At 57.2% G+C, this 18,254-nt stretch carries 15 protein-coding genes; 9 read left to right on the top strand and 6 right to left on the bottom strand.

The window, feature by feature from the left end:
• The first annotated feature begins 18 nt into the window (after positions 1 to 18).
• Genes IQ273_RS17285 through IQ273_RS17295 form a run of 3 tightly spaced genes read left to right on the top strand, consistent with a single transcriptional unit; the run spans position 19 to position 2,347 of the window.
• Positions 19 to 111 carry a hypothetical protein gene (locus IQ273_RS17285; RefSeq protein WP_397197971.1) on the top strand — a complete coding sequence of 31 codons (93 nt, stop codon included), beginning with the start codon at positions 19 to 21 and terminating at the stop codon, positions 109 to 111.
• Positions 72 to 833 (top strand): hypothetical protein, encoded by a 762-nt coding sequence (locus tag IQ273_RS17290; RefSeq protein WP_228053269.1) that lies wholly within the window; start codon positions 72 to 74, stop codon positions 831 to 833. Before IQ273_RS17285 ends, IQ273_RS17290 begins: the two co-directional genes overlap by 40 nt.
• Before the next feature lie 14 nt (positions 834 to 847).
• Positions 848 to 2,347, top strand: coding sequence for a hypothetical protein (locus IQ273_RS17295; RefSeq protein WP_194024413.1), 1,500 nt, complete (start codon positions 848 to 850; stop codon positions 2,345 to 2,347).
• On the opposite strand, the gene IQ273_RS17300 is transcribed toward IQ273_RS17295, so the two are convergent.
• Positions 2,344 to 3,228: an alpha/beta fold hydrolase gene (locus IQ273_RS17300; RefSeq protein ID WP_194024414.1), complete on the bottom strand. Its 885-nt coding sequence runs from the start codon at positions 3,226 to 3,228 to the stop codon at positions 2,344 to 2,346. The genes IQ273_RS17295 and IQ273_RS17300 overlap by 4 nt on opposite strands.
• 290 nt (positions 3,229 to 3,518) lie before the next feature.
• Positions 3,519 to 4,250, bottom strand: coding sequence for a DNA repair protein RadC (radC, locus tag IQ273_RS17305; RefSeq protein ID WP_194024415.1), 732 nt, complete (start codon positions 4,248 to 4,250; stop codon positions 3,519 to 3,521).
• A gap of 97 nt (positions 4,251 to 4,347) precedes the next feature.
• On the opposite strand from radC, the gene IQ273_RS17310 reads away from it, so the two are divergent.
• The gene (locus tag IQ273_RS17310; protein WP_194024416.1) at positions 4,348 to 4,782 is read left to right on the top strand and encodes a DUF1824 family protein; all 435 of its coding nucleotides are present in this window, start codon (positions 4,348 to 4,350) and stop codon (positions 4,780 to 4,782) included.
• Positions 4,783 to 4,820: 38 nt separating this feature from the next.
• On the opposite strand, the gene IQ273_RS17315 is transcribed toward IQ273_RS17310, so the two are convergent.
• Positions 4,821 to 6,866 (bottom strand): AMIN domain-containing protein, encoded by a 2,046-nt coding sequence (locus tag IQ273_RS17315; RefSeq protein ID WP_194024417.1) that lies wholly within the window; start codon positions 6,864 to 6,866, stop codon positions 4,821 to 4,823.
• Between the two features lie 391 nt (positions 6,867 to 7,257).
• Here IQ273_RS17315 and IQ273_RS17320 point away from each other — a divergent pair, with 391 nt between their 5' ends.
• Together IQ273_RS17320 and IQ273_RS17325 are read left to right on the top strand one after the other, a co-directional pair.
• On the top strand, positions 7,258 to 7,968 hold the full coding sequence (locus IQ273_RS17320) for a COP23 domain-containing protein (RefSeq protein ID WP_228053265.1): 711 nt from the start codon (positions 7,258 to 7,260) through the stop codon (positions 7,966 to 7,968).
• A gap of 141 nt (positions 7,969 to 8,109) precedes the next feature.
• Positions 8,110 to 9,000, top strand: a complete 891-nt coding sequence (locus tag IQ273_RS17325) for an alpha/beta fold hydrolase (protein ID WP_194024418.1) — start codon at positions 8,110 to 8,112, stop codon at positions 8,998 to 9,000.
• Here IQ273_RS17325 and IQ273_RS17330 read toward each other — a convergent pair.
• From IQ273_RS17330 to IQ273_RS17340, 3 genes are all read right to left on the bottom strand, one after another.
• The gene (locus IQ273_RS17330) at positions 8,997 to 10,136 is read right to left on the bottom strand and encodes a WG repeat-containing protein (protein WP_194024424.1); all 1,140 of its coding nucleotides are present in this window, start codon (positions 10,134 to 10,136) and stop codon (positions 8,997 to 8,999) included. The two genes, IQ273_RS17325 and IQ273_RS17330, sit on opposite strands and share 4 nt — an antisense overlap.
• A gap of 205 nt (positions 10,137 to 10,341) precedes the next feature.
• Positions 10,342 to 11,169: a PolC-type DNA polymerase III gene (locus IQ273_RS17335; protein WP_194024419.1), complete on the bottom strand. Its 828-nt coding sequence runs from the start codon at positions 11,167 to 11,169 to the stop codon at positions 10,342 to 10,344.
• 134 nt (positions 11,170 to 11,303) lie between these two features.
• On the bottom strand, positions 11,304 to 12,353 hold the full coding sequence (locus IQ273_RS17340) for a WecB/TagA/CpsF family glycosyltransferase (protein WP_228053267.1): 1,050 nt from the start codon (positions 12,351 to 12,353) through the stop codon (positions 11,304 to 11,306).
• Between the two features lie 555 nt (positions 12,354 to 12,908).
• On the opposite strand from IQ273_RS17340, the gene IQ273_RS17345 reads away from it, so the two are divergent.
• The 3 genes from IQ273_RS17345 (at position 12,909) to menD (ending at position 18,170) form a co-directional block, all read left to right on the top strand.
• Positions 12,909 to 14,621: a diflavin flavoprotein gene (locus IQ273_RS17345; RefSeq protein ID WP_194024420.1), complete on the top strand. Its 1,713-nt coding sequence runs from the start codon at positions 12,909 to 12,911 to the stop codon at positions 14,619 to 14,621.
• A gap of 268 nt (positions 14,622 to 14,889) precedes the next feature.
• A complete protein-coding gene (locus tag IQ273_RS17350) occupies positions 14,890 to 16,326 on the top strand; it encodes an isochorismate synthase MenF (RefSeq protein ID WP_194024421.1) in 1,437 nt (478 codons plus the stop codon).
• A gap of 17 nt (positions 16,327 to 16,343) precedes the next feature.
• A complete protein-coding gene (menD, locus tag IQ273_RS17355) occupies positions 16,344 to 18,170 on the top strand; it encodes a 2-succinyl-5-enolpyruvyl-6-hydroxy-3-cyclohexene-1-carboxylic-acid synthase (protein WP_194024422.1) in 1,827 nt (608 codons plus the stop codon).
• Positions 18,171 to 18,254: the final 84 nt, after the last annotated feature.

The raw sequence follows: 18,254 nt of genomic DNA on the forward strand, positions 1-18,254 counted from the left end.
ATCAACACGCGTTTGAAGTTGATTAAGCGCTCTGGCTACGGATTCACTAATTTTGAGCGATTCCGCCTCCGATGCCTAATCTGCTGGCATTTTTCTCCAACCGCTGCATAGTGATCCCAGGAGAGCCAAAGAAAGCCAAGTCTAATCAGTCAGAGGGCAACAATTCCCAAGGTGATATTACGGTTTTGGGAATGAGCCCGCGAGAGCTTGGATCGGTAGTGGCAGCGGCTGTGATTGCCGAAGTCTCACAGATTGCTATCAGCAGGTTGTCTAAGTCGATAGCTCAGTCAAGTCCTCAAGAGACGCTTCAAAATCAGCTCAACCCTGTCAACGATTCGATTAAAACTATTGTCGGCGGGGTAAAGGAGGCGATCGTCGATGCGGCCTCACCAGCATCGAATGCGCTTGATACGGTAGAAAGTGCCGTAGCCAACGGTCAATCGGCGGTAAGAGACAGAGTTGATCAGAGCCTAGAAAACGTTAAAGAAAAAACGGCTGTGACAGCAGGTATTGCTCAAAATCAGGTCGATGATCTAATCGACGACACCAGTGAGAGTGCTGACCAAACGCGGGCCTTTGTGATTAATCAAATTGAGAATGCGATCGCTGGAACCCAAGGCACAGCCGATAGAACGCGACACGCCGTAGACAGCGCTGTCGATGCGACCCAAGGTACCGCTAGCGCTACCCAAAAAGCTGTAGCTGTCGTGATTGACGAGGCCGTTAGCCAGGTGAAATCAATTTTGACCAATGCTAGCTCAACCTATTTTCAGAGGAATGGCAAGAAAGGAAAGAAGGGGAAAAAAGCTAAAAAAAAGAAAAAGAGTAAGTAACAGGATAGGTAACTGTGGGAAGTGCATTGCTAACGGCATTATCGATCGGGCTGCTCACGGCATTCGCCTTTCAGTTGTTGCTAGCCTGTTTTGGCTTTGCCGTTGGTATAACGGTCTTGGGGTTTCAGCTTTCTCCATCGGCGGGTTCTGCCCTAAAACCCACGGCTAAACCTGCCCAAGAGCAGGATGGCCATACCAAAAACAGCCTAGTAAACTCCACACACGCGGGTTTCTGGATTGGAATGGGGTTGCTGCTGAGCGCAAATGGGGTGCTGTTTAGCGCTTGTTTCTTGGCGACAAAATTCAGCCAGCTGAGCGATCCTACGTTAGGGGCGATCGCAGGGATCGTGATCTGGTCGGCCTACGGCTTAAGTCTGGCCTGGGCTAGCTCAGTCGCAGTCGGTACATTGACAGATGTCATTTTGAGAGCGGCTACGGGTGGGTTACGCCAATTTTTCGCCGTGATTACGGCGGCCTCTCAAAACCAGGACAATACCTCATTGTCTCAAGAGGAGATAATCGAAATTGTTCAGCAAGAGATTCAGCAAGCCCTGAGCCCAATTGCTCTCGACCGGTTATCTAATCCACCCGCAGGCGATCGCTTTAATCAATCGAAAGCTGATGGTTCCCTTGAGTTAGCTAATCGCGTCCTTGAGGACGTAAATCTACAGCTAAAGCAAGAGCTAGAGTTGTATCTACGCCACACTCGTTCAAAGCAGCTAACGCCAGATCGCGTTCACGATAAATTAAACGACTTGTTAGAAGAGACGTTAGAAAAATCTGGCTTTCAAGCTGATCAACTGAATTTAGATCAAACCCAGCTAAAGGCGGTGCTAAAAGAACGTAAAGCTTTAAACAAGCCGCAGCGCCAGCAAATTTTGCAAGCAATTGATACCACCTGGCAGCAGCTAACCACCCCACCAGACGCAGCATTTCCAGAAGACAACCAGCCGACAGAGGACCAATCATCCCTGGAAGCTTTTCAAGCGATCGCGGCCTACATTACAGAAGTCGTGCACAAGCTTGACAATCAGCTTTTAGATACAGATGCTGAACAGGAAACTATGCTTCAGCACTATGTATCTGAAGGACTGACGTTTTCTACAGCGGTGACCCTAGTAGTTCTGCATCAGCTTAGCCAGATTGATTGGGATGCCCTGTTAGATCGACTGCCGTTAGATAGCTTTACCGATAGGCCTATGGAGCAATGGGTCAGTACTGTGCGCTCGACAGCCCAAGATTTACTGAATCAACCGCAGCAGTGGACAGAGGATTATGTATTGCCTCAAACCCAAGAATTGAGATACCAGGTAATGCAGCAGGTAGAGCAATTTGAGCAAGGGCTACAGGCCCGAATCAATACCGTTAAAGCCCAGGCTCAGCAACGCTTAAACAATACCCGTAAAGCTGCTGCCGCCGCCGCATGGTGGTTGTCGATTACGGCCTTCACAACGGCTATTTCGGCTGCGATCGCCGGAGCACTAGCGGCGGGAATGCCTATTCCAACGTTCTAATCGGCAAAGAAACCCAGCAACGCCTGGGAAAATTGCTCTGGAGCATCTTGCTGCACCCAGTGAGAGGCCTGCCCTAGGGGCTGAAATACGGCATTTGGAATCTCGCTGGCCAACTGCCTACCGTCTTCAGCCTTTTGCCAGGGATCATCCATGCCCCACAGAACTAGGGTACGAGCGGTAATAGTGCCGTGTCGATCGACCAGGGCCATCGTTTGATTGGCATTGAGGGCAGAGGCATTGCGCAGCAGGCTCAGTTTGCCTTCTTCGCTGGCCCAGGGCGCGAGTATGCCCGCTCGAAATTCTGAGGTTAGCCGACTTGGGTTAGAAAGACCGGCGGCCAGGCTTTCTTCTAGCGCTGTGGTTAGATCGGCGATCGGGCGAGGTTTCCACCGCAGCGGATGGCCAAAATCGAGCATGTCATCGTCAAAGCGGTCATAGCAGACCGAATTGGTGATCACCAGGCGATGGACCACCGCTGGGTGCTCGATCGCCAAAATTAGCGCTACTGCACCGCCCGTATCGTGGCCCACTACATCTACGCGATCAAGGCCCAGCGATGACAGCAAAGCCACGATCATGCGAGCCTGGTCTTGAAACGATCGATCAAAGCGATCGCGGCGGTCTGACCAGCCATGACCTAAAAAATCGGGGGCCAAAACGCGATAACCGGCCTGCACCAGGCGTGGAATAACGGCATGGTAAAGATAGCCCCAGGTGGGTATGCCGTGCATCAGCAAAATGGTGCCGAGCTGCGCCTCCCCACTATCGATGTATCGAACCGTTACAGGGATATGGGCTGCCGTACCAGCAGGTAAGACAAGCTCCCGCTGAGCGGCCCTAAATTCTTGCCAGGTGCGCCAGGCATTCTGATCTACTGGCATAGCTTTAGCATCCAAGAGTATTCCCAGCCAATAGATATTCGCTAGGGAACGGAAAATCGATCAAGCCCTCATACATAGAGGATAGATTTTGCCCCTTTCACGTTAATCAAATAGTATAGCCAGAGTCACCTGGGTTAGGACATCCATAAAGCCTGAGAACGTTCAAACGTTTGAACGTTCATAGGAGACCTGTCTTAACCAGACTGGCCACAGCTATATCAACGCATTGCTGGAAAAACACCGCTCGCCTGAAACGTTTAGACTGGCGACTCAAACCATTGAATTCTGCCTCAAGCTCCCTGGGGCGTTTCTTGCCAAAGCTGAGTGGTCTGCCGCAGGCTGCGGAAGTCGCCATTGCCAATGATTAAATGATCGAGCACGGGCACCGCGAGAATTTGCGCCCCCTGCAAGAGCTGCCGGGTAAGAGCAAGATCATCTGGACTGGGCTCAAGGTTACCGCTGGGGTGATTGTGAGCAACGATGCAGCGCACCGCGCCGTGGCGAATCACAGTTTTGAAGATTTCTCTGGGATGGGCCAGGGTTTCGGTGGCGGTGCCGATGGTGATCACATTGGTGCCCATCAGGCGGTGGCGGATATCGAGCAGCACGACGGCAAAGCGCTCCTGGGCTTGCCACATCAGTTCATGGCTGAGGGCGGCGGCGGCGATCGCCGGATCATCCACCACGGTTTTTTCAGGCGGAATCGCTTGCAGCACCCGTTTGCCGAGTTCAATGGCGGCTAAGATGGTGGTGGCTTTAGCTGGGCCAACGCCGTCAATCGTGGTCAGGTCGTGGGCTGAGACATCCCGCATAGAGGTGAGCGGGTCACGCTGGTTTTGCCCCATTTCCTGCAGAATGAGCTGGCCTAGTCCTACTGCCGACAGCTTGCCTGGCCCCTGGCCAGTGCCCAGCAAAATGGCCAGCAATTCTGCGGTCGAGAGACTTTTCGCCCCGTAGGATAGCAGCCGTTCACGCGGGCGATCGCTAGAGGGCATGTCCAACATGCGGACATGGTAGGTCATGGTGGCACCTCTGATAGTAGGGCCAGAGGCCCACTGCTAGTAAGCCCAAACGGCTTTGGGATACTTCACCCCTAGAATCGACTACCAAGAGTTAACTATGACGACTTCACCTACCTTCCCCGCCGCTGCCGACATCGCTGCCATTCGCCAGCGACTGAACCAGTTTAGCTGCCTCACTCTCCCACCGACCCTCAGTGAGGCCGAAGCAGGCCAGGTGCGCGCTGACCTGGCCTACTTCAACGAATGGTCTGACTATCAAACCCTGGGCATTTGCGCGAGTAGCTTAGCTGAGGGCCAGCAGTCGCTGGAAGCATTTTTGGGGGCCTTAGGGATTTCTGTCAACCTCGATTTACCCGCCCGTGAGGGAGCGGTATATCTCAAGTTCAATACCCTCAAAGGAGCCTGGTATTTAGATGACTACAGCGGCCTATCGCGGGGAGTGCTGATCGCCTTTCATACCTCAGACCCTGAGGTGGCCGAGGTATCGGGTACCTACGGCCCCTTTCCGTTCGATTTGTTTATCGAACATTAAACGTTTGAGCTGAAGGAACGGTCAAATTGAGCCAGACTCTACCAGCCGCCTGCCCCCCACTCGCGGCTCTGCTCAGGGGCGGCGGCAATGGGAATGGCGCGGGGGACATCTTGAATTACCTGCACCTGAATGATCTGATTAGGCTCAATGACAACCGTCTGGGGCGAGGTGCCCACTACCGTCGTTGCGCCGACCAGAGCACCGCCGATCAGGCCAATGCCGCTAAAGCTTGTCACCAGCATGAGTGCCAAGGCACCCAGGCCAGCTCCAGCAGCCAACCGAGGGGTGCTGACCTCGGGGCTGCCCACCATGTACTCGGTGGTGCTGGCAAAGTCTACCCGCTGCCCGGCGGGGGAAATCAGCATTTTGCTCACCCAGCGCTGGCCCTGGGGCGTGGGCTCAAACTGGCCAATTAGCTGGCTGCCTGCCGGAGCGACGATGCCGTTGGTCATGGGGTCGCGAATGTCATGGGCCAACAGCAGCACCTGGTTTTGGCTGGAGCTGGTGTTGAGGTCGAGGGGTTCGTCGCCTATGTAGCGCAGTTGTAAAACAGTGCCCGCTGCCACCAGAGTATCGGGGGAGAGAGGACGCTCGGCAGGGGCCGGGTTAATGACCTCCGGCAAAGCCGCCCGATCGCCATTACCGGGCAGGGGGCTACCAAACAAAATCGTCTCTCCGGCGGCGGCTAGAGTGACGGGGCTATCGGGAGGCACTACGTTGCCCTGACTGGTTGTTGTCGGGGCGGTGGGAACGTTTAGCAAGTTGGGCGCAGCCCCAGTGACCTCAACGGGTACTGTAGCCACGGCTGGCGGCTCTTGGCTAATGGCATTGGGTTGAGCTGCGATCGCAGTATCAGCGGCTAAATTGGGCAGAGCCGGGGGATCAGCCGCAATCACCTCGACCGAGCCACTGGCCTCAACGGTTGAAGGAGGAACGGGCTCAGAAGCCGTGACCGTGGGATCATCGGCTGTAGGTACCGTAGGTGGAACAGCCGCGATCGCCTCCGGTTGCACGACAGGTTGTGCTGGGGTCGGTAGCTCGGGTGGCGTAACCGCAATCGGGACGCCGCTAGTTTCGCTGTCAATCGGGGGCAATGTCTCAGCCTCAGCCGGGGCTGACGGCTCAGCCGGTAGGGTCGCGACAGCTTCCGGTTGAGGAGATGGTGTGGCTACAGAGGGTGCAGGGGCGACAGCAGTACCGGGGGCAACGGGTGGTTCTAGGGTCAGCGCTGGGCTAGCCCCAGCGGCGGTAGGGATGACGGGTGCCGTGGCGATCGCCCCCGGTTGTGCAACTGCTCCAGCGGTAGGCGGTTCTAACGAGGCCGGATCTGTTACCTGGGGCGTGACGGCCACAGGGCCAACTACAGCATCGAGCTCGGCCAGGCTGGGTACCGAGACCTGCTCCCCTGGCTGTCCCAGATTAAACGGGTCAACGGGCAGGGTTTCGGGCAGGTTGGTCAAGCTATCGATATCGCTGGGCAGCATCAGGTTGGCGGCCGATGTACTCAGCCGCCCAGTACCGGCCGCTGGAAAGCCCAGTTGAGGGTTATTACCTGGAATCACCGGCAGTTCCACGATCATCTGGCTATTGCCGGGAATCGAGCCGCTGGGTACCGCTACCGTGGGAGTAACCTCTGGCGAGGCGAGGGCAGTGAGCACCCAGCGCGTTTGATCGCCAGCAGCGATCGATACAAGGCTGGCACCGTTGGCGGCCAGCACCGTGTTGGCCGCCAGATCGAGCACCACCACCGTGGCATCGTTGACCTGGCTGAGGCTAATCTGGCTCACGGCTCCGCTGTAGGTTTGCTGAGTCGGTACGGCCCCCAGTTGGGTTTGGGGCAGCGTAAGCACAATGCGGGCCGGGTTGGTCTCGACGGTGTACTGAGGCGTAATGCCGCTGGGCAGCGTCAGGGTCAGCTGCTGGGTAGACGGGTCAAACTGCCAAGCCGCCAGGGTTTCTGCCCGCGCAGCAGGGCTGACAACCAGCAGGGTAGACACCATCAGGCCTGCCCCGGCCCAGCCCCCTAGTCGATAGCCGATCGCCGCTGGCCCCGCTGGCGCAGATGGTTGGGTTGAATAGTCCATGGGCTGTGTCTCCCTCTGATGCAGTGTGTGAGTGTGGAGTAGACCTGACGACCAAAATAGTGCTGGCAAATATTGCTAGCAAACGCTAGATGCAGCGTAAGCGTTGGACCTAGCTCGCCTAAATACAGCATGAACCCAAAGCCTAATTAAGGATACGCACAATCTTGAGAATTGCAAGGGCAATTTGGGGACATGTCGGTTGAGAGGGCCGGGGGGAACTTGCGGGGAGGCGATCGCGTCGCGGGAGAGTAGAGAGTCGTGCGTTCTGGGTTAAGCAACATTTAAGCAACATTGATGGCTGGTCTAGGTTCCAGCCATCGGGGCACCCTGGGCAGAGACGTACTCATACTTCGTGACTAGATTCATCGACAAATTTTGGAGGCAGCACACCATGGCCCGTTCTACAACCGGCACATTCGCTAAGTTACTGATGAGCGGGTTAGCTACCGCATTATTTATAGGGCCATTTGGGGCGGTAGGCCAGGCTCAAACCCCGACCAGCACCCCTGAATCCGAAGAAGCTCCAGCCGCTGAGGCCGATGACGCCCCCCGGTTTACCTGCCAACTGCAAAACGGAGAGTACACCGTAATGTATTCCCCTACCAGCCAGACTGGGCAGGCCTACCCCTGGGCAGTGCCTGAGGACATGGGCAGCGCCTGGCCCGCCGAGCGTCGCTGCGCCACCATTAGCGATCGCCTAGAGCAGTACCGCCCTGACGGCCTGTTGGCCCTGGAAACCGCCGTCGAAAATGGCTACAACACCGTTTGCGTTACCACTGAGGCCGTGCCCGGCTGTCGCATCGTCTTCACCGTACCGTCAGGGCAGGATGCGGCCATCACCCGCGATCGCGTGTTTGACAATTTGACCATTGCCGATCGAGGCGATCAAACCCAGGGGGTAACCACGTTTACCGGCGGCAACAGCGACATCCTGGGTCAAATTGGCAATGTTCTAGGTCTGCCCGGTGGGACGTCTCCTAGTAGTCGCACCAGCGGCATTAACCTCAAACCCTTTCTCGATCCGACCGATGGCGGTACTGGCGCTCGCCTGAACGGCGGCGGCCCTGCCGGTCGGCCCCTCAATCCCGATGCCTTCCGCTAGGGAGCCAAGGCGTTGAGAACTCGAGTGGTGCAAGGCCCTTAAGCCCAGGCAATAGTTACCGCGATTGGCCCCGATCTAGTAGGCACAGTGGGCAAGTGACCAGGCTTCGTGGTAATCAGAAGGCAGTAACGGCATGGTGCTATGTTCACTCCTCCTGGTTTTATGCAGCGATCGGTGGCCCTTGATTTGGGCACGGTAGCCTACGTTAAGGCCGACCCCGGCTTTTGGCCTGGGCCGCTGCCAGATTCAGTGCCGCTGCTGTTTATCCACGGGTTTGGGGGCGGGTCATCCAGCTACGAATGGTCGAAGGTATATCCAGCCTTTGCAGGCGAGCACTCGGTGCTGGCCCCAGATTTAATTGGCTGGGGCCGATCTGACCACCCCGATCGCCCCTGCACCACCGCCGACTATCTCGCTCTGCTGGCGAATATTCTCACCACCCTTTGCCCTCAACCGCCTGTCGTAGTGGCATCTTCCCTGAGTGCCGCCATGATGGTACGGGTCGCAGTCGACTACCCCGATTGCCTGCGAGGGCTGATTCTGGTGGCCCCGGCGGGGCTAGCCGACTTTGGCCAAGATCCCAGCAGCTCGGTCGTTAACCAGATCGTTAAGCTGCCTGTGGTCGACCAGCTAATTTACCGGGGGGCGATCGCCACCAGCGAGGGCATTCGGCTGTTTTTGGCCGAGCGTCAGTTTGCCGACACCAGCAAAATTGCCGATGAGATGGTGGCAGCCTACCTCAAGTCAGCCCAGCAGCCTAATGCCGACGTCGCCGCATTGGCCTTTGTGCGCGGCGACCTGAGCTTTGATCTGGCCACCTATCTGCCCCGGCTGGCTACCCCCACCGCCATACTTTGGGGCGAAATGGCCCAGCTTACCCCCGTAGAAACTGGTCGTCGGCTAGCCGCGCTCAACCCTGCCGCTATTCGCCGCTTTGACGTGCTGCCTGGGGTGGGGCTCACCCCCCAGCTTGAGCAGCCTGGGGTTACGATTGGGCTCATTCAGCAATGCCTGAGTGACCTGGTTCATTAGGGAAACTCCACATCTTGAAAACCTGCCCCGGTGAGCAAGTTGCCCTCGGTATCAATAAAGCCCCAGCTATTATCAACCTGTACCCGCGCCCGCCCCTCAGAAAATGACCCAGCGTTGCTGTATTGAGGGTCTACCACCCAGTCTCCGGCAGGGTTAATATAGCCGTAGCGCCCGTCTTGCTGCACGGCAGCCAACCCTTCCGAAAAGTCAGCAGCATAGGAAAATCTGGGGGCAATAGCTACCTCGCCCATGCGGTCAATATAGCCCCACTGGCTCTCGATTAGCACGGCAGCCAGCCCCCCGGAAAAATCGGAAGCAAAGGATAAGGTCGGCTCAATCACCATGGCCCCGGAGGCATCGACAAAGCCAAAGTTGCGGCCCTGACGCACTCGAGCCAGGCCCTCGGAGAAACTAAAGGCCCCGTCATAGCTGGGGGCAATGACCAGGGTACCTTTGAGGTCAATATAGCCATAGAGCTGGTCTACCCTAGCCACCGCCAGCGATTCGGAAAAGCTCCAGGCATCCTTAAGCGTCGGCGGTATGGCGGGACGACCGTCGGTGTCAATATAGCCGTAGGTTTCTCCCAGCTTGACCAGGGCGCGACCGCCAACAAATCGCTCGGCCAGATCAAACTGAGGCTCAATCACCCACTCGCCCTGGGGATTGATATAGCCGTATTTGGTGCCTCCCTGCACCGCCGCCAATCCCTCAGAAAACGATTTGGCCTGGCGAAACTGCACCGGTATAGCCCACTCGCCCCGCCGGTCGAGGTAGCCAAAGTAGGCTCCCACCTGGGCTACCGCCAGCCCCTCGGCGTAATCAGCGGCCACGGTAACGTTGCTATCGGCGATTCGAATGTTGAGCTTGCCGTCGCGGTCGATATAGCCCAAGCGCGATTTGAGGCGTACCAGAGCTACCCCTTCGGCAAAGTCTGACACTGTATCAAAAAGCAGGGGGCTAGTCATGGCGCTGGCTAGGGCGACGGGCTGAGGGTTTATGAACTGTAGCATTGTGGTGGCCCGTCGCGATGGCTGATCGAGCCCTTCAGAAAGAGGGACACAGGCGGCCACCGCCAGTAATCCTAGCCCAGTCAAACTCCCTCGCTGCCAGCGCCAGGCTCTGTGCGATCGCGCCATAGATCCCCTTAGCTTTCGCAAAACTCCACCGGCAAAACAGCCTTGCTGGGCTGCTTCCCCTTCTGTTACCATGGCAGACCTTTTTGCTACCGTGGAGAGTTTTCAAGAAAAGCAAAGGTTAGTCACATAAAATCCACTTAATAGAGTAGTACCTGTAGTACCTAAGGAGTGATGAAGGTCAAACCTAACCGTGCCCCGACCTGATTCAATCGCCCAAATTTAGCGATAGCTGCGGTGGGTGTAGCTCATAGTAGAGCGCTTCTAGATCGCGTCGGCGATACATGTGGCGGTTGCCGCGCCGTGAGGTGCGTCGCTCACAGCCCTGGGCATCGAGCCGTTGCTGCAGCTCAACTCGGGGGTGTCCAAAGGCTTTGGCGGCCTCCCGCAGGGGCACCCACTGCTCGTCAAACTGCTGCCGCAGGGCCTCGTCAGAGGTGTTAGCCAGGCGCTCTAGCAGCAGGTTAGCCAGCAGCCAGCAGGCTTTAGTGTCGGCCATCGCTCGATGCGATCGCCCGACGTCAAAACCAAAATGCTGCACTAGCTGGGGCAAACTGCGGGAGGGCAAATCGGCCAGCAGCAGCCGCGATAAAATTACGGTGCAAAACTGCTGGGCTACAGGGCGCTTAAATCCCTGCCCCAGCCGCTGGTACTCGGCCTGAATAAAGCTGTAGTCAAAGGCCAGGTTGTGGCCGGTGAGCACGCCATGGTCGAGGGGCGATCGTAGCGCCTGCCATACCGTATCAGCGGCACTACCCTGCTCGACCATGGCTGTCGTAATGCCCGTTAAGCGGGTAATGGTGGCGGGTACCCGCACGTGGGCATTGACTACAAACGTCGCCTCGTGGGTAATCCCTTGTTCTAGCGACCCCTGTACCACCGCAATTTCAATTACCCTGGCCTCAGGGGGGCGCGACCCTGTAGTCTCTACATCTACCACCGTAAGCAGTGCTTTAGGCAACTGGCGATAATAGGCCAACAACTGGTCTGTAAAGAGCGCAGACTGCGCAATGCCGCCCACCGACACAGGAACCATAGTGCTACTACCGCAGGGAACCCTCCTAAGGTGCCACATTTTGCCCAATGCCACCGCCCTAGGCCGCAAAAAACTGCCTCAGTAGATCTGACAGCTAGCGGAGCAATCAAACGCTGTCGCCCAATTAGCCGCCCTCAGCCCCGACCAGACGCGCTATCGTCGGGGGCGGGCTTGCGGCGAAGGCGGGCAAAGCGTTCTTTAATGACCAGCCACAAAAAGGGAAAATCGTCTAGCAGGTAGCGCTTCCACAGCCGCCCCGGCTCGGTGCTCAGGCGGTAGAGCCACTCTAGTCCCAGCTTACTCAGCAGTTCTGGCGCTCGGGGCTTATTACCCGCTTCAAAGTCAATGGCGGCCCCCACAGCCAGAAAGATATCGATACTGGGCAGATGGTCGCGGTACTTGGCAATCCACTTTTCCTGTTTGGGTGCCCCTACCCCCACCACCAGCACATTGGCCGGCGACTGGCGAATCATCTCTAGAATGCGATCGCACTCGGCCTCATCTTTTTCAAAACCAAAGGACGGCGAGTGGGCCTGCACAATAATCTGCCGACCAATGCGAGCATTGATGCGATCCATAGCCTGGGCCGCAATACCGTCAGCTCCCCCCATCAAAAAGATTTTAATCGCCTCGTTGTGGCGGTGGTGCTCACAGAACATCGGGAACAGATCGGAACCCGAAATTTTGGCCTTGAGCGGCGTACCCAAAAACTTGGAGGCAAACATCAGCACCTGGCTATCGCAAACGCGGTAGTCGGCCTTGCTGTAGGCCCTGACAAAATCTATGTCTTTTTGCAGCTTCATCAGGTGATCAACGTTGGGGGTAAACACCACGCCCTGCTTAAGCTGACTTAAAAAATCGTTGACCGAAATATTGTCGATTGGAATGCTGAGAATTTCGACCTGATTTTGAATGTGATCGTACTGCTGCTTACGCAGTTCTCGAGCCGTAGACTCTAGTGCCGCCTTACGAAACTGACGGTAAAGCTGCTTGACCTCTGCTGCTGGAACCGGCTGTTTGGCCTGTTCGGCAGTAGCAGAGGTCGTAGCGGAATCGGCAGAACCGTCTGGTCGCGAATCGTTGACCTCTAAACCCGAATCAACAGCATCATTGATCACGGCGTTGTTGATCGCCGCGTCATCAACAGCTGACGTAAAAATCTGTTCGGTAGACTGTGACTCCATAAAATCATCCAACTTCAAGAACCAGAGAGATAATCGATTGACTAAAGTACTTGGGTAAATGCGCTCGGGTTGAATGTCAGCTCCATCGCAGGTTGACTTCCCTCATTACTCACCTCTCCATAGGTCCATTCGTCGGGGCAGATACGGACACTGCCAAACGCTAACTCAGTGTGACAAAAATAACTAGCCATACCAGTATAATTGCGGCATTCTTTAAGCTGTGCCTACTAACTAGACCGAGTTTTAAGGGATTCCCCCGTTGACTCTGGTTAAGCAACTACCAACAATCCCAGTCGGCTCATTCATACTAGGGTAGGGGGCAAGCAAGCATAGATATTCTCAATCCGGTTCATAAAAGCTGAATACCTCTGTAAAGCTGGTTTTGACCTCACCACCACCCTGAATCCAGAGGTGCAGACGCCTGACGAACCGGGATACGGCTCCTGATCCTTTAAAATTGCAGCAGTCTAAATTCTGTGGGGCGGTGCTGCTGTGCCGTCGTACCAAGCACAGAATACCCCCAGTGACCTCTAAACCTGCCGTTACCCATTGCCCATGACTTCTCCTCCTCGTGATGTTCAGCTTTACGCTATGGCAGCAGGCACTACGGTACTGCGCTGCCGCAGCTGGAACCGCCTGCGGTTTGAGATTGAGTATGGTTTAGAGCGAGGGACCACGGCGAATAGCTATCTGATCCAGGCCGATCGCACTGCGCTGATTGACCCTCCAGGCGAGTCATTTAGCGAAATATTTTTGGTGGCCTTAGAGCGTCATATAGACCTCTATCAGCTCAACTACATTATTTTGGGGCACATCAATCCGAACCGGGCCGAAACCTTAAAGATTTTGCTGAAGCGGTTGCCAGATGTAACAGTAGTGTGCTCAAATCCGGCAGCTCTCGCCCTTAACGATCTGCTGCCCGATGTGTCGCCCCGGCTGCGGGTCATTCGCAGCGGTGACGATCGCCTCGATCTGGGCCAGGGGCATCATCTCCAGTTTGAGCTCATCCCAACGCCGCGCTACCCTGGCGGGCTGGCGACCTTCGACCCTTACTCTGGGGTGCTTTACTCTGACAAGTTTTTTGGGGCACACCGCTGCGACGACGCCGTCTTTGACCTCAGCTGGCAAGATCTGCTAGAAGACCGACGCTACTACTTCGACTGTCTATTTGCCGCCAGTGCCCGGCAGGTGCTGGCGGCCCTGGGCCGACTGACTGCCCTGCCCTTTCAGACCTTGGCCCCAGGCCACGGGCCGGTGGTGCGCTACGGGCCACGGGAACTGGTACAGAGCTACCGCGACTGGGGCCAGGCCCAAACCAGCCAAGACCTCTCCGTTGCGCTGATCTACGCTTCGGCCTATGGCAATACCGCTACCATTGCCCAGGCGCTGGCCCGGGGCATTACGAAGGCGGGGGTGTCGGTAGAGTCGATTAACGCTGAGCAGGCGAGCCCCGAGGATATTAAAACCGCCGTAGAAACCTCTGCCGGATTTTTGATGGGGTCGCCCACCCTGGGCGGACATGCTCCCACCCCAATGCAAACAGCCCTGGGTATTGTGCTATCGACGGCATCGAAGACTCAACCGGCTGGGGTGTTTGGGTCATTTGGCTGGAGTGGCGAGGCCATAGATCTGCTGGAGGGCAAGCTCAAAGACGGTGGCTATAGCCTGGCCTTTGACCCAATTCGGGTGAAGTTTAAGCCCACCGATGTCACCCTCAAATACTGTGAAGAGGTGGGAACTGACTTTGCTCAGGCGCTTAAAAAAGCTAAGCGGGCCAAGCAGCCCCGCACCCCAGCCTCATCGGTAGAACAGGCGGTGGGGCGCATTGTTGGGTCGCTGTGTATTGTGACGGCTCGCCAGGGCGAGGTAGCAAGCGCTATGCTGGCCTCCTGGGTCTCGCAGGCATCCTTTGCGCCGCCGGGGTTTACCGTAGCGGTAGCCAAAGATCGGGCGATCGAATCGCTGCTGTACCCCGGTAGCTCTTTTGTGCTGAATATTTTGGCGGAGGGGCGGCACCTGGGGCCGATGAAGCATTTTCTCAAGCCCTTTGCCCCTGGTCAAGACCGTTTTGCGGATATAGACACCGAAGTCGCTGAGAACGGCGCGCCGATTCTAACTGAGGCGATCGCCTACCTGGAGTGCGCCGTCGATCAGCGTATGGAGTGCGGCGACCACTGGTTGGTCTACGCTACCGCCCAGGCCGGCCAAGTGTTAGACGGCGAGGGTAAAACAGCCGTTCACTACCGCAATACTGGCACACACTATTAAGCTGCGTGAACGACTGGCGCTGAATTGACTACGCCATAGCTGAATATGCTACCAGTAAAGATACTGGCCGAAGGGCTGAGCGGCTTAGCTGGAGCACGTTTCGGCCTGCTATGGGGCCTCGTTCTCAGGTCCGGTGGGTCAGGGTAAACGTGGTCGTGGCGCTGGTGGTTTGGGCTTTTTAAGCCCAGGGCACTGGGGTGGTTTGGCATGATTTGGCTCATACCGCCGACTGCGACGCTAAGCAAACCGCTTTAAAGTTACAAAGTGTATGCCCGTTGTTTCTCACTGCTCCGATCGCGGCCAAACGCTGCAGTCGGTCTACAAATTTTTAGATCGTCAGCTTAGTCAGGCGAAGCAGAGCCACCAGCCCCAGCTGGTGACCCTGAGTTTTGATATTCCCCCCGTAGACCCACTGCTGGTGCTGGCCCGGTTGGCCCCCAGCGGCGATCGCCACCTGTACATGGAAAATCCTGTAGCCCAGACCGCTATGGTGGGTTTTGGTACAGCACTGGTGTATGAAACGGCTGGGGGCTGTCGGTTTGCCCAAGCGCGCCAGTTTATCGATCAGTGGCGGGGTAAAACCCACCGCTATAGCGAAGCGGGTATATCTGCTTCCCTCAGCGGGGCCGACTGGGCCCGATTTTTTTGCGCGTTTACCTTCTTTGCCGATCCATGCGGCGCTGAGGTCACGTTTCCAGCCGCTATGGTCATGCTGCCCCAGTGGCAGCTAGTACGCCAGGGACAGCAGGGTGTATTAACCCTCAACCACCTGATGACGGCAACTACCGATGTCGGGGCCATACTGGATAGTCTGGCTGACCAACTGGGGGTAGTAGAGCGATTGGGTACCACCCTCTGGCGAGATTTTCGCCCCCCGTCCAGATTACCTGTGCAACCTGGCTCTGATGCCGGACAACGATTTAGATCGACAGTCAAACGTGCCTTGAGCCATATGACCCAGCATCCAGTGCAAAAAATTGTGCTGGCCCACGCCCTCGACTGGGTCAGTGCTGAACCCATTCAGCCATTGGCGGCGCTGGGTCGCCTGCGGCAGCGCTACCCTGACTGCCATATCTTTTCGGTGGGCCAGGGCAATGGTCACACCTTTATGGGGGCCAGCCCCGAACGACTGCTGAGTCTGACCCAGGGGCAGCTGATTACCGATGCGCTGGCAGGCTCAGCCCCCAGGGGTACAACTCCCTCACAGGATGACGATCTGGCTCAGGGGCTGTTGAATAATTACAAAGAGCAGGGCGAGCACCGCCTAGTGGTAGAGTTTTTAGCCCGACAGCTCCAGGGGGTGGGGTTGTGGCCTCAGTACCAGCCCTGGCCTGGGGTGCGGCAACTCTCCAATATTCAGCATTTACATACGCCTATGCGGGCCAGAGTGCCTCGCCATATTCATCCGCTGCAAATTGTGGCGGCACTGCACCCTACCCCGGCCGTAGCCGGAGTGCCTACCCGTGAGGCCTGCGACCAGATTTTGCGTTTTGAAGACTTTGACCGGGGCCTGTATGCAGCACCCCTAGGGTGGGTGGGGGCAAACGGTGACAGCGAGTTTATCGTAGGCATTCGCTCGGCGCTGGTGGCCGATACGTGGGTGCGGCTGTATGCCGGGGCTGGTATTGTGGCAGGGTCTGACGCCGATCGCGAGTGGGCCGAGATTAAGCTCAAGCTGCGCGCCCTGGGCGAGTCGCTGGTATAGCCGTTTGCCCCTGACCCATGACCTTTGACTTTCGCAATACCAATACGCTATGGGCCTCGGTGCTGGCAGCTACCCTGGCTCGGCTCGGGCTAGAAGCGGCGGTGATTTCCCCTGGCTCGCGCTCAGCGCCCCTGACCGTGGCGCTGGCCCGCCATCCTGCAATTGAAGCGGTGCCGGTGCTTGATGAGCGATCGGCGGCTTTTTTTGCCCTAGGAATTGCCCGGCGCACGGGGCGTCCGGTGGCGCTGGTGTGTACCTCGGGTACGGCTGGGGCTAACTACTACCCTGCTGTTATTGAAGCCAAGGAAAGCCGCATTCCCCTGCTGGTGCTAACCGCCGATCGCCCGCCGGAACTGCGTGACTGTGCTTCGGGCCAAACCATCGATCAGCAAAGGCTGTTTGGAGCCTTTACCAACTGGTATGCGGAGCTAGCGGTGCCGGTAGCGACGGCGGATATGCTGCGCTACCTGCGGCAAACCATGGGGCAAGCCTGGAGGCGATCGCTTTACCCGGTCGCTGGACCTGTACATCTCAACTGTCCCTTTCGCGATCCCCTGGCTCCTATCGCAGACGATTCGGTGGTTGGCCTGAAGGAGGTGCTAGACGGGCGCTTTCTAGAGTCTCTAGATGGGGTTGTGGCACCGGCAGCCGCGATCGCGCTAGAGAAACTTCGCCCGACCACTGCCCTAGACGCCGCGCCGCTGCTGGGAATCTGGCAACGGTGCGATCGCGGCCTGATTGTCGCTGGTCCTGCCCAGCCAGTAGATCGGCTGGCCTACTGTAAAGCGGTCGCTGCCCTGGCCTCCTATTTAGGCTGGCCAGTGCTGGCCGAAGGACTGTCGCCGTTGCGCAATGCTGCTGCCCTCAATCCCTATTTGGTGAGCACCTATGATCTGGCCCTGGGACAGTCTGGTGAGGAATCAGCCGCAGTGACCGCAGCTTTAGTCCCCGATCATGTCATTCAGCTGGGGCCGTTGCCAACTAGCAAACGCCTGCGCGAGTGGCTAAAGACGGCGCAACCCCGCCGCTGGGTGCTCGATCCTCTGGGGGCCAACCTGGACCCGCTCCACGGCCCGGCTACATCATGGCCCATAGACCTAGAAGCACTGGTACTGGCTATTCCCTCAGGGCAAACTAATCACGATGGTCTTTCAGAATTAGACCAGCGCACGCCCTACCTAAAGCAGTGGCTTACCCTGGAGCGCAGGCTGCGCCAGCATCTGGATACGGCCCTGGAAGGTTTAGAGGACAGCTTTGAGGGTAAAGTACCCTGGCTGTTGGCTCGCTGTTTGCCACCAGAGACCCCCTTAATGATTGGCAACAGCATGCCCATCCGCGATGTGGAATGGTTTTGGCCGCCCGGCGATCGCGGCCTGCACCCTTACTGCAACCGAGGGGCCAACGGCATCGACGGCACGCTGTCTACAGCCGTGGGCATTGCCCACGGCGGCCCGCCCACGGTACTGCTAACCGGCGACCTAGCGCTGCTGCACGACACCAACGGCTGGCTCAGCCTGCCCCACCTGCGCGGACACTTGACTGTAGTGGTCATTAACAATCGGGGCGGCGGCATTTTTGAACGGCTGCCCATTGCCACCGTATCCGCCCCCGACGAAACCTGGTTTGAGGACTTTTTTACTACCCCTCAAGCCGTTGATTTCAACCACCTCTGCGCCGCCTATGGAGTCAACTACGAACGGGTCACAACTTGGGGCCAGCTAGAGGCCAGCCTGAGATGCCTACCCGAACGAGGGGTGCGGCTGCTGGAGGTAAGGTGCGATCGCAAACAGTCCCATGCTCTTCGCCAACAGCTCCTCACTCCTCCCAAAAATCTGTTGAGCTAACAATTCAAGCCCTAAAACTTAAAGCCTTTACCTACCTACCCGCCTACCTACCTACCCATCCACCCACCTACCCATCTACCCATC

This window comes from Nodosilinea sp. LEGE 07298, from assembly GCF_015207265.1.
Taxonomy (GTDB): Bacteria; Cyanobacteriota; Cyanobacteriia; order Phormidesmidales; family Phormidesmidaceae; genus Nodosilinea.

Coding starts and splice junctions, on each gene's coding strand:
- IQ273_RS17290 (WP_228053269.1), top strand. CDS start 72: ATGCCTAATCTGCTGGCATTTTTCTCCAACCGCTGCATAGTGATCCCA.
- IQ273_RS17300 (WP_194024414.1), bottom strand. CDS start 3,228: ATGCCAGTAGATCAGAATGCCTGGCGCACCTGGCAAGAATTTAGGGCC.
- radC (WP_194024415.1), bottom strand. CDS start 4,250: ATGACCTACCATGTCCGCATGTTGGACATGCCCTCTAGCGATCGCCCG.
- IQ273_RS17310 (WP_194024416.1), top strand. CDS start 4,348: ATGACGACTTCACCTACCTTCCCCGCCGCTGCCGACATCGCTGCCATT.
- IQ273_RS17315 (WP_194024417.1), bottom strand. CDS start 6,866: ATGGACTATTCAACCCAACCATCTGCGCCAGCGGGGCCAGCGGCGATC.
- IQ273_RS17320 (WP_228053265.1), top strand. CDS start 7,258: ATGGCCCGTTCTACAACCGGCACATTCGCTAAGTTACTGATGAGCGGG.
- IQ273_RS17325 (WP_194024418.1), top strand. CDS start 8,110: ATGTTCACTCCTCCTGGTTTTATGCAGCGATCGGTGGCCCTTGATTTG.
- IQ273_RS17330 (WP_194024424.1), bottom strand. CDS start 10,136: ATGGCGCGATCGCACAGAGCCTGGCGCTGGCAGCGAGGGAGTTTGACT.
- IQ273_RS17335 (WP_194024419.1), bottom strand. CDS start 11,169: ATGGTTCCTGTGTCGGTGGGCGGCATTGCGCAGTCTGCGCTCTTTACA.
- IQ273_RS17340 (WP_228053267.1), bottom strand. CDS start 12,353: ATGGAGTCACAGTCTACCGAACAGATTTTTACGTCAGCTGTTGATGAC.
- IQ273_RS17345 (WP_194024420.1), top strand. CDS start 12,909: ATGACTTCTCCTCCTCGTGATGTTCAGCTTTACGCTATGGCAGCAGGC.
- IQ273_RS17350 (WP_194024421.1), top strand. CDS start 14,890: ATGCCCGTTGTTTCTCACTGCTCCGATCGCGGCCAAACGCTGCAGTCG.
- menD (WP_194024422.1), top strand. CDS start 16,344: ATGACCTTTGACTTTCGCAATACCAATACGCTATGGGCCTCGGTGCTG.